Source organism: Lottiidibacillus patelloidae (assembly GCF_002262935.1).
Classification (GTDB): domain Bacteria; phylum Bacillota; class Bacilli; order Bacillales; family SA5d-4; genus Lottiidibacillus; species Lottiidibacillus patelloidae.
This window is the reverse complement of record NZ_NPIA01000002.1, coordinates 282,404-293,422: the sequence shown is the minus strand read 5'-3', so window position 1 is coordinate 293,422 and position 11,019 is coordinate 282,404. Positions and strand designations below refer to the sequence as shown.

9 protein-coding genes, 1 other RNA gene and 1 other annotated feature are annotated in these 11,019 nt (G+C 35.5%); of the genes, 8 read left to right on the top strand and 2 right to left on the bottom strand.

The features are described from left to right. The first annotated feature begins 5 nt into the window (after positions 1–5). A complete protein-coding gene (dtd, locus tag CIB95_RS05545) occupies positions 6–458 on the top strand; it encodes a D-aminoacyl-tRNA deacylase (RefSeq protein WP_094922978.1) in 453 nt (150 codons plus the stop codon). 228 nt (positions 459–686) lie between these two features. Here the strand turns inward: dtd and CIB95_RS05540 are convergent, their stop codons facing one another. Next, positions 687–2,336: an SH3 domain-containing protein gene (locus CIB95_RS05540; protein ID WP_094922975.1), complete on the bottom strand. Its 1,650-nt coding sequence runs from the start codon at positions 2,334–2,336 to the stop codon at positions 687–689. Between the two features lie 137 nt (positions 2,337–2,473). Between CIB95_RS05540 and CIB95_RS16315 the strand changes: the two genes are divergently transcribed. The 7 genes from CIB95_RS16315 to CIB95_RS05510 all read left to right on the top strand — a co-directional run bounded on the left by CIB95_RS16315 (position 2,474) and on the right by CIB95_RS05510 (position 9,804). Beyond that, positions 2,474–2,650 (top strand): hypothetical protein, encoded by a 177-nt coding sequence (locus CIB95_RS16315; protein ID WP_198949161.1) that lies wholly within the window; start codon positions 2,474–2,476, stop codon positions 2,648–2,650. A 58-nt stretch (positions 2,651–2,708) separates the two neighbouring features. Further along, positions 2,709–2,936 (top strand) — a binding site (T-box leader). 55 nt (positions 2,937–2,991) lie between these two features. Next, positions 2,992–4,266, top strand: a complete 1,275-nt coding sequence (gene hisS, locus CIB95_RS05535) for a histidine--tRNA ligase (protein WP_094922972.1) — start codon at positions 2,992–2,994, stop codon at positions 4,264–4,266. A 2-nt stretch (positions 4,267–4,268) separates the two neighbouring features. Next, the gene (gene aspS / locus CIB95_RS05530) at positions 4,269–6,044 is read left to right on the top strand and encodes an aspartate--tRNA ligase (RefSeq protein WP_094922969.1); all 1,776 of its coding nucleotides are present in this window, start codon (positions 4,269–4,271) and stop codon (positions 6,042–6,044) included. A gap of 64 nt (positions 6,045–6,108) precedes the next feature. Beyond that, positions 6,109–6,293, top strand: a non-coding RNA gene (ssrS, locus tag CIB95_RS05525) — 6S RNA. Between the two features lie 154 nt (positions 6,294–6,447). Continuing rightward, on the top strand, positions 6,448–7,206 hold the full coding sequence (locus CIB95_RS05520; protein WP_094922966.1) for a tRNA threonylcarbamoyladenosine dehydratase: 759 nt from the start codon (positions 6,448–6,450) through the stop codon (positions 7,204–7,206). A 131-nt stretch (positions 7,207–7,337) separates the two neighbouring features. Then, positions 7,338–9,176, top strand: coding sequence for a GAF domain-containing sensor histidine kinase (locus CIB95_RS05515; RefSeq protein WP_094922964.1), 1,839 nt, complete (start codon positions 7,338–7,340; stop codon positions 9,174–9,176). Further along, positions 9,154–9,804 (top strand): response regulator, encoded by a 651-nt coding sequence (locus CIB95_RS05510; protein ID WP_094923441.1) that lies wholly within the window; start codon positions 9,154–9,156, stop codon positions 9,802–9,804. The genes CIB95_RS05515 and CIB95_RS05510 overlap by 23 nt, the downstream gene beginning before the upstream one ends. A 308-nt stretch (positions 9,805–10,112) precedes the next feature. On the opposite strand, the gene CIB95_RS05500 is transcribed toward CIB95_RS05510, so the two are convergent. Next, positions 10,113–10,910, bottom strand: a complete 798-nt coding sequence (locus tag CIB95_RS05500; RefSeq protein ID WP_094922960.1) for an RsfA family transcriptional regulator — start codon at positions 10,908–10,910, stop codon at positions 10,113–10,115. Between the last annotated feature and the right edge of the window lie 109 nt (positions 10,911–11,019).

Here is an 11,019-nt window from a genome sequence, read left to right as displayed (position 1 = left end):
TTATGATGAAAGTTTTAGTACAACGAGCAAAAGATGCCAAAGTTATTGTAAATGAAGAAATCGTTGGACAAATTGATCATGGGGTGATGCTTTTAGTAGGCATTACTCATAACGACGATGAAGCAGTTTTAAACTATGTAGTAGATAAAGTTGCTAATTTACGAATTTTCGAAGACAATCAAGGGAAGATGAACCATTCCTTAATTGATGTGAATGGAAAAGTCTTATCTATATCACAATTTACGTTATACGGGGACTGTCGAAAAGGGCGAAGACCGAATTACATGAATGCTGCAAAACCTGAAATTGCTGAAGAATTGTATGATATGTTTAACAAAAAACTCAGTGAAAAAGGAATTCAAGTAGAGACAGGTAGCTTTGGTGCGATGATGGATGTGCAGTTTACAAATGTTGGACCGGTTACATTAATGATAGAAAAAGAAAATGATTCGCTGTAGTTTATTTAAAAGACGACGATGTCAAAATGCGAAGACTCCTACGGATAAGCCAGTGTCCGAAGACCCCATAAGAAAGCATTCGTTGCTTTCTGTGGAGGCTGATGTGAGGCCCGTGGAAAGCGAAGTATTTTGACCTCGCATCATATTCTTTTAATAAGAATAAATGAAAAAATCCAAACCATCCAGAGAGAAATTCTGAATGAGTTTGGATTTTTTTACTATCTTGTTTTATTTAAAGTAGTTTATAAGTCCTTGGAAAATAGCATCAGCAGCTGTTTGTTGATAACTATTTGTTTTTACAAGAGCTTCTTCTGTTCCTTTTGATATAAAACCTAATTCTAATAAGACAGACGGCTGTTTGTTTCTTCTAAGTACATGGTAATTTCCGTAGCGGTAGTCACGATCACGCAAGCCTGTTTTTGCAATTAATTGTTTATGTATAGCTTCGGCTAAGCGTTTGTCGGTTGTATTTTTAAAATAGTACGTTGTTATTCCACCAGCACTTGAATCAAAAGACGAATTAAAGTGAATGCTTATAAATGCATCGGCATTATTGTAATGCGCAGTTATTACTCGATTTTCTAGAGATACATAGCGTTCTCCATTATGAGTTAAGATGACAGTTGCACCAGCTTCTTTTAATGCCTTTGCTAATAATTTTGCTGTACTAAGTGTTAAAGTTTTTTCAGTAATCCCTGTAACTCCAATTGCCCCACTATCTCTTCCACCGTGACCAGGGTCTAACACAATTGTTTTTCCTTTTAAGACAGCTCTAGAAGATGCGTTAGTTTGCATTAAATTGGTTGTAGTAACAATCCAGCTAGCGATATATGCTGTCTCTGTTTCACTAATAGATATTTCATACCAATCTCCTTCTTTACTAACAATAGCGAATTGCTCACCATTATTAGCCCGTAAAACAACGTCTGTCCTCGTGCTTGGTCCAGAACGAATATTTGTCCCATTATAAATGACTTTTACAAAAGGAATATTTTTAATTTCTTCCTTATTATCGGATAGATACCACCCTGCAACCCAGCCTTCTGTGCCAGAATCTGTGATGACTTTTTTCCAATCTTGTTGTTCCGCAGTAATCGTGACAATACTATCTTTTATTAGCTTTCCTATAATCGTAGAATTTGTTGTCGGTTCACTACGAATATTTAATATATCAGTTGTAACTCTTGCTTCTTGTTTTGAGCTTGCTGATTTTACATAGTCACCAGCAATCCAGCCAAACTCATTTTTAAAAGAAATTTTATACCATCCATCTTTTACGTCAATGATTGACACCGTAGTTCCTTTAGACAACCTACCTAAAATTGAGGCTGACAAAGATGGGGCATTTCGCACATTTAATATACTAACGTCAATTGTTGCTGTTTTTAAAACATTATCATTTTTTTCCGTATGCGTAACTGAGATTAGCCAAGAGGCAACCCAAGATTCCACGCCATTAAAATCAATTTTCGTCCATTGTCCTTCTTCCCCTAAGTAGGTAAATGTTTGATCAGGGTTAATTTGGGAAATTATTTTAGTAGAAGTGTTTGGTCCACTTCGCACATTTAATCCTTTTACATTCGAATATACCTTCGTGCCATCAGTCGAATCAGATTTTTCGACGAGCCACGATGCAACCCAACCAGATTTATTCTCTGATAATTTTATATTAATCCAAGTCCCTTTTTCACCAATAACCTCGTATGTATCACCATTATGTATTTGGTCAATAATAGGAAAAGTAACTCCAGCATCTTCGCGAACATTAAGCGTGTCAACACTTACTGAAATTGTTGAATTCGCATGCATTTTTTCTGGGAAACTAAAAAGAATAATAGTAAAAAGTACGATGAAGGGGAGGTAACTAGTAACTTTCAAAAATTGTTCTCCTCTCTTATTTTAGATTGTATTTACTATTTTACAGGAAGTATCAACTAGTATAAATAACAAATTATTATTACATTCTATGAAAAAGATTAATTTCCTCTAAAAATGAAAGGGTAGGGTGGATGTTTATGAGACATAATGAAAAAGCTAAAATTGCACAAAATGGAGCAGAGCAGCTCTTTGGGGTTGATTTTCATGATTTTACACAAAAGGAACAAGCGTTAACAAATTACGAGTTAGCAGAGGAATTCGGTTTAAATTTAGGTAGTGTAAAAAAGCTTAAGAAAAAATTAGGAAGAGGCTAGAAAATCGTTGACAATAAAAAGAGAATAAAGGTATGATAAATAACAATTAAATTTGTTTATAAAACCAGTAATGAAGATAGTAGTTAAGATGGATTGGTAAGAGATGAAGTGTCCTAGGCTGAAAGCACTTCTCCAAAGAAGCTTAATGAATGACACTTCTTAGGTTTCTCTCTGAAAAGCTAGTATTTGTTAGTAGGAGTAGAACGTAATCAGGCGTTAACTGACCGAAAGTGGAAGCATTTAGCTTCAACTAGGGTGGCACCACGGGTAATCTCTCGTCCCTACAATATTTTATTGTGGATGAGAGTTTTTTTTATTTCAAAAAATTGGAGGGATAATAGATGAAAATTCAAGTTCCCCGCGGAACACAGGATATTTTACCAGGTGATTCAGAAATATGGCAGTACATAGAACAAAGTGCACACAATATTTGTGAGCGATACAACTATAAGGAGATCCGCACGCCTATCTTTGAACATACAGAACTTTTTGAACGAGGTGTTGGTGATACAACAGATATCGTGCAAAAGGAAATGTATACGTTTACTGATCGAGGCGACCGTAATTTAACATTACGTCCAGAAGGAACGGCATCAACTGTCCGGGCTTTTGTTCAACATAAATTATTTGGAAATGCTGCACAACCTACGAAACTGTATTATTTAGGACCAATGTTTCGATATGAACGACCACAAGCAGGAAGATTTAGACAGTTCGTTCAATTTGGCATTGAAGCAATTGGCAGTAATGACCCATCGGTAGATGCGGAAGTAATTGCTTTGGCAATGGATTTATATCGTGAGTTAGGATTAAAAAATATCAAGTTAGTTATTAATAGTCTAGGTGATGCCGAAAGTAGAAACGCACACAAAGAAGCGTTAATAAAACACTTTCAGCCTAGAATAGATGAGTTTTGTAGCGATTGTAAACAGCGCTTAGAAAAAAATCCATTACGTATTTTAGATTGTAAAAAAGATCGCAATCATGAACTGATGAGCAATGCGCCATCCATTCTTAACTATCTAAATGAACAATCTAGTGCATACTTTACTGAAGTAAAACAGCATTTAACAGCTATGGAAATTCCTTATGTTGTCGATGAAACTTTGGTTCGCGGTCTCGATTATTACAATCACACTGCTTTTGAAATTATGAGTGATGCAGAAGGGTTCGGTGCTATTACAACGTTAAGTGGTGGTGGTAGATACAATGGTCTTGTTGAACAACTTGGAGGTCCAGAAACACCTGGAATTGGTTTTGCATTAAGTATTGAAAGACTAATTGCAGCATTAGAAGCAGAAAAAGTGGAATTACCAATAAAGACGGAGTTAGACTGCTTTATCGTTGCGATGGGTGAGGAAGCAAAAAAAGTAGCGACAAAACTCCTTTACCAACTTCGCAAAGCGGGTCTAAGTGCTGATAAAGATTATTTAGACCGTAAAGCGAAGGCACAGTTTAAAGCAGCAGATCGTTTTCAAGCAAAACGTGTTCTTATTATAGGAGAAGATGAAATTCAAAAAAATGTTGTTCTTGTCAAAGATATGGAAAGTGGCGAACAACAAGAATTATCACTAGATTCAGTAATAAATGAAATCAAAGAAGTAGAGGGGGAATAATGATGATAAAACGAACACATCAATGTGGTAATTTAAGAAAAGAAGAAATCGGTACACAAGTGCAATTAAATGGTTGGGTGCAAAAACGTCGTGATTTAGGTGGACTTATTTTCATAGATTTACGTGACCGTTCAGGAATTGTCCAAGTAGTATTTAACCCAGAAGAATCAAGCGAGGCGTTAAACATTGCTGATAACGTCCGTAGTGAATATGTTGTCGCTATTAAAGGAACTGTGGTAGCTCGTGAAGCTGTAAACCCAAATATGCCTACAGGTGAAATTGAAATAAAGGCAGATGGAATAGAAATCATTAATGAAGCTAAGACGACACCTTTTTACATTAAAGATGATGTAGAAGTTTCTGAAGAGATGCGTTTAAAATATCGTTATTTAGACTTGCGTCGTCCGGAAATGCAAGAAACATTTAAAATGAGACATAACGTTACGAAAACGATGAGAAACTTTTTGGATGAAAGAGAATTTTTAGAAATTGAAACGCCTATGTTAACGAAAAGCACGCCTGAAGGAGCGCGTGACTATTTAGTACCTAGTCGTGTGCATCCTGGAGAATTTTACGCACTTCCACAGTCACCGCAAATTTTTAAACAACTGTTGATGACTTCTGGTTTTGAAAAGTATTTCCAAGTTGTTCGTTGTTTCCGCGACGAAGACTTACGTGCAGACCGTCAACCTGAATTCACACAAGTTGATATTGAAACGTCATTTATGGATACAGAGGAATTAATGGCGATGATGGAAGAAATGATGACAAAAGTTGTGTCAGAAGTTAAAGGTATTGAAATTCCATCACCATTCCCTCGTATGACTTATAAAGAGGCGATGGAGAGATATGGTTCAGATAAACCTGATACTCGTTTTGCGATGGAAATCATAGACGTTTCAGCAGTTGTTGAAAATTCATCCTTTAAAGTATTTAGTTCAACTGTATCGAACGGCGGCAAAGTCAAAGCACTTAACGCTAAAGGTGCGGCAAGTAACTATTCAAGAAAAGATATTGACGCATTAACAGAGTTCGTATCTGTTTATGGAGCTAAAGGTTTAGCTTGGATGAAAGTGGAAGAAGACGGCTTAAAAGGACCGATTTCAAAATTCTTCGCCGATGAAACTGGAACTAGTTTAAGTGAAACATTAAATGCCGAAGCAGGTGACTTATTATTATTTGTTGCCGATAAACCTCAAGTTGTTGCCGATAGTTTAGGAGCACTACGCTTAAAACTTGGAAACGAATTAAACTTGATTGATCAAGCAAAACTAAATTTCCTATGGGTTGTAGATTTCCCATTATTAGAATTTAATGAAGAAGATGGGCGTTATTACGCAGCACATCACCCGTTTACAATGCCAAAACGTGAAGACTTAGAGATGTTAGATTCTGATCCAGGAAATGTACGTGCTCAAGCATATGACTTAGTGTTAAATGGCTATGAGCTTGGTGGAGGATCACAACGTATATTTGAACGTACTATCCAGGAAAAAATGTTCAAAGCACTTGGATTCACGGAAGAAGCTGCTAAAGAGGAATTTGGTTTCTTAATGGAAGCATTTGAATATGGTACGCCGCCACATGGTGGGATTGCTTTAGGTTTAGACCGTATTGTCATGCTATTAGCTGGTAGAACGAATTTACGTGATACGATTGCATTTCCAAAAACTGCAAGCGCTAGTGATTTATTAACAAATGCTCCTAGCCCAGTTAGCGAAAAACAGCTAGATGACTTGCATTTAAGGCTAAATGTTAAAAATGAAATAAAGTTGTAAGAAAATTGAAATAATTTCCTTGTTGAAATTAAAAAAACAATATGATAAGATTTATTTAAGTTAAAAAGTCCTAAGGTGTTAGTTAAACAGCTTAAGTTTTGAGCCAACACCATTTTTACGGGAGCACCGGGTTTCAGCTTGGCGTGCATGCTTTATCCATTTTGATAAAGAGCGACAAAAAGTTGAATAGGGCACCCACCTGCGAGGGCAGGTTCAAAACTTAAGCGGGACGGCACAGTTGGGACTTGAACATGTAATTCATACCTTAAGGAAGTAACATTCCTTAAGGTTTTTATTTTTCCTATAAATAAGACTTTATGAGAAAAGCTGGCTATGATATATTCATCATGGACAAACTACATAAAAATGCTTTATAGCAATAACTTCGGAAGGGTGTACATATATGCTTCATCAATTTTCAAGAAATGAATTAGCAATTGGAAAAGAAGGATTAAATTTATTAAAAAATAGCACTGTAGCTGTTTTAGGTATTGGTGGTGTTGGTTCATTCGCTGCAGAAGCATTGGCAAGATCAGGTGTTGGACGACTTGTTTTAGTTGATAAAGATGATGTTGATATAACGAATGTAAATCGCCAAATCCATGCATTAGTTTCGACGGTTGGACAGCCTAAAACGGATTTAATGAAAGCACGTATTGCGGATATTAATCCAGAATGTGAAGTAATTGCCTTAAAAATGTTTTATACAGAAGAAACATATGAGCAATTTTTCTCACATGGTTTAGATTTTGTTATAGATGCTTCAGATACGATTTCTTACAAAATTCACTTGATGAAAGAATGCTTAAGCAGAAACATTCCAATAATCTCAAGTATGGGGATGGCCAATAAAATGGATCCTACGCGTCTGAAAATTGCAGACATCTCTAAAACGAGCTATGACCCGATAGCAAAAGTAGTAAGAACAAGGCTTCGCAAAGAAGGTATCCATAAAGGAATTAATGTTGTCTTCTCTGATGAAAAACCAATTAAAATCCGTGAAGAAGTAAGAAAAGATATCGTAACAAATGAAAATACTCCGATTAGAAAGGCAAAGCTACCACCATCTTCAAATGCTTTTGTTCCTTCAGTTTCCGGGTTAATTATGGCTGGACATGTTGTAACGGAAATAACGAAAGATATAACAATAAATCGTCGATAATGAAAAACCCTCTCCAAAAGAGAGGGTTTTTATATATAATAGAATAAAGATAAATTATTTAGAGTATTGTTTATTTTACGGACAAAAGACCTAGATATCTTTCGAATATAAATAGAAAGGGTGTGAAGCTGATGCATAAAAGAGAAAGTATTATAAGGAAATACATATTCATTCTTACAGTATTGGGATGGACAGCATACGCGTACCACTTACACCTATATATCTTACCTGAAGACATTTTTATTTTTGTATGTCTTGTCATATTTTTAGGGGTGATTGAGTATTTTCGCTTGCCTATTGGCAAAGTATCAACATCCATTGGGTTTCCAGTCCTCTTTACGTTATATCTAATTTATGGCTTGTCTACGACGATTGTTTTTTATGGACTTGTCCTTACCGTAGTCAATGTGTTATTAAGGAGACCATTGCGTGTCGTCCTATATAATCCAGCCCAATTAATCGTATCCTTTATTCTTTCGATACAAGTAACAGGGTTACTAACATCAGTTAATAAATTAACGTTTGGAAGTGCTTTGGAAGAACAATTTGTTTTTTTAACAGTATTATTAATCTCTTATACTGTAATTAATAATCTATTTGTAGATTTCGTTTTATTATTTCGTGTTGAAAAGTTATCACTTACCAATTGGGTTCAAAAATTCTTAATTTCCTTATCTGTTGCACTTATATCTTACTTATATTGTTTACTACTGATCGTTTTAGGACATCAAGACCGCGGTGACATTGACGTTTTATCTTACGCTTTCTTCTTCTCACCACTTCTTGGACTATCCTTGCTAAGTTCAATCATTGTTCGACTACAGCAAGAAAAAGAGCGTTTAAATGCATTAGTATCTATTACATCAGAGATTAATGATTCTTTCGCGACAAATGATTGGATAGATAAGATTAAACCTAACTTATTTTCTTTTTTACAAACGGATGTAGCATTTCTATGTGCCGAGCAAAACGGTAAATGGGAAATCTTAATAAAAGATGGGCTTGAAAAGGATTTTACATTCTCTGAAAAAATTAAAGAAGAAATAATTCCGATAACACAAGCCATCGTATACAGTAATAAAAAACATAATGGTGGCCCATTGGCGAAAGCCTTTCCGAGTTATATACAATCTATCGTCTATGCACCGTTAAAAATTGAATCAAAGGTTGTCGGTATGTTAGTAGTCGGAAGAACGAGAACGTTTAGTTTCTCGAATGAAGATGTTCAATTTCTATCGGCAGTTGTGAACCAATTAGCAGTTACGTTAAAAACAAGAAAATTAATTGAAGAGCAAGAGAAAAATATGATTTTAGAAGAAAGAAATCGTATTGCACGGGATATACATGATGGTATAGCGCAATCTATTGCTGGTGCAGTTATGAACCTAGAAACAGCACAACGTAAGTTCGAAACAAGCGCGCAAGCAGCTTATGATTTAATTTCTAATAGTGTTAGCAAATTGCGAATTAGCTTGAAAGAAGTAAGACAATCCATTTATGCTCTGCGACCATACCCTACTGAAACTATCGGGTTAAAACAAGCATTAGAAAAAAGGGTCGCCGACTTCAATAAAGAAAGTTCAATTATCGTTAAGTTTGAAGAACGGGGTACACCTTTTGAATTAAGTACGAAAAATCAAAAGTTGTTATTTGATATTGCGAAAGAAAGCTTGCAAAACATAAAAAAACATGCGAAAGCAACAGAAGTCAGTGTACTGTTAAGCTATCAATCTGATTTTGTTCTTTTAAAGGTAAAAGATAATGGAATTGGTTTTTCATTATTTGATGCCATGTTAAAAGCACGTAATGACCCACATTTTGGTATACTTAGTATGAATGAGCAAGCTGAGCGATGTGGAGCGACGTTGCAAATAGATAGTAAGAAAAACCAGGGTGCTGAAATTAAGTGCATTGTTCCAAAAGATATAGGTGACGAGGGGGAAAAGAATAATGAAAATTATGTTAGTTGATGATCATGCAGTATTAAGAGACGGTCTTGCAAATATTTTCGAAATGGAAGAAGACATGGAAGTGGTTGGAGTAGCTGAAAGTGGTGAAAAAGCACTAGAATTACTGCCGAGCTTTAACCCTGATATTATTATTTTAGATATTAATATGCCTGGTATGAATGGTATCACTACTGCATCTGAAATTAAAAAACGCTACCCTAAAGTTAAAATATTGATGTTAACGATGCACAATGAAGATGAATTTTTAATGGCAGCATTAAGGGAAGGTGCAGATGGATACTTATTAAAAGATACACCTTCTGACCAAGTAGTAGAAGCAATTAAAATGGTTGCAAACGGTGAGTCTATTTTACATCCAGAAATGACCAAAAAATTAATAGATTTCCATCAACAAAAAATTCCTGACACTGATTCACAGTTAACTGAGCGTGAACAAGAAGTACTAATGTGTTTAGTTAACGGTTTAAGCAATAAAGATATTGCCAAAAATTTATTTATAAGCGATAAAACAGTTAAAATTCATGTTAGTAAGATTTTTAAAAAATTAGGTGTAAAAAGTCGTTCACAAGCTGTAATTCATGCTGTTCAGCATCAATTAGTACCACTACCGAAGTCACCGACGACTTAAATAGAAAAAGAGAATGGGTCTAAACTAAAGTTCTTGCAAAAGAGGAACTTTATATTTGGAGAAAATAGAAGATGTGGCGAAGTCAAAAAGCAGAGACTCCTACGGGAAAGCCCGTGTCCGAAGACCCCGCAAGAAAGAAGAGTTTGCTTTCTTTCTTAGGAGGCTGAGGCCGGGCCCGTGGAAAGCGAAGGATTTTGACGGAGTATTTTATTATATTTTCTTAAGAAAAAGAGAACCGAACCATCCAGATCGTAAATCTGAATGTGTTCGGTTCTTTCTATTCTTATAAACTTTTCGTTCGAGCCTCTTTATTTTGCGATTTTTTCAAGATTCCCGTTTTTATCCATTTTAAATGAAGTAGACGACACATTTTCATCGTCAGAAAAGACAACCATTCGTCGTGCGCGATCCATAATTTTAATTAATGATTGATAATCTTCTTGAATTGTTTCTTGGTCTTGCTCTAAACGTTTTACTTTTCTCTTTAAATTCTCGTTTTCGTCAAGTAGAGATTGTAAGTCTTGCTTTAATCTTTCATTCTCTAACTGTAGCTTTTGTGAAGATGAGTTAGAGTAGTTTAAGTTTTGTAAAAAGGCAATGACATCTTTTAGTGACATTTCATTCGCCGTTGTACTACCATTCATATTAGCGGCAGTTTGCACAGTCCGATTAGAACCGTAGGCTGACATCTCTCTTTCTTGCTTTTCATTGCTAGTTTGATTAACGACAGTAGATTGTTGTTCCTCCTTATGTTCAGATGTATGCGATTTTCTTTCAGATAAAGGGATGTATTCTTCACCAAACTCAAAAGCTGAAAAGCTTTGTGGATTTTGATACGTTTTTCTATCATTTGCAGCTGCTTGCTGCTTAGCTAGCGCACGCTTTCGTTCTTTTCTTTGCTTTTTTGCTAGTGAAATAGCTTGCTCATATTTTCTGCGAACGACAGCATTCCAACGGAAACCACACGCAGCTGAAGTGCGGTTTAAATGATCGCCAACTTCTTCAAATGCTTGGAGTTGTGTGCCGCCGTCTCGAATATGACGTAATACAGTTTCTGCTAATAGTAGATCGTCTTCATGGGACCATGCATCTTGTCTAACTTTCATAGTATTCTCACCATCTCCATTTTCATGAAATTTTACTATTAACATTGCCAAATAGAGAGGTGAATATACGTATCTTTTACTTTTTTTACTAGTTTTTTATTAAAATAGA

Excerpts from the sequence above, each read along its gene's own strand:
- dtd (WP_094922978.1), top strand. The coding sequence starts at position 6 with ATGAAAGTTTTAGTACAACGAGCAAAAGATGCCAAAGTTATTGTAAAT.
- CIB95_RS16315 (WP_198949161.1), top strand. The coding sequence starts at position 2,474 with ATGAGACATAATGAAAAAGCTAAAATTGCACAAAATGGAGCAGAGCAG.
- hisS (WP_094922972.1), top strand. The coding sequence starts at position 2,992 with ATGAAAATTCAAGTTCCCCGCGGAACACAGGATATTTTACCAGGTGAT.
- aspS (WP_094922969.1), top strand. The coding sequence starts at position 4,269 with ATGATAAAACGAACACATCAATGTGGTAATTTAAGAAAAGAAGAAATC.
- CIB95_RS05520 (WP_094922966.1), top strand. The coding sequence starts at position 6,448 with ATGCTTCATCAATTTTCAAGAAATGAATTAGCAATTGGAAAAGAAGGA.
- CIB95_RS05515 (WP_094922964.1), top strand. The coding sequence starts at position 7,338 with ATGCATAAAAGAGAAAGTATTATAAGGAAATACATATTCATTCTTACA.
- CIB95_RS05500 (WP_094922960.1), bottom strand. The coding sequence starts at position 10,910 with ATGAAAGTTAGACAAGATGCATGGTCCCATGAAGACGATCTACTATTA.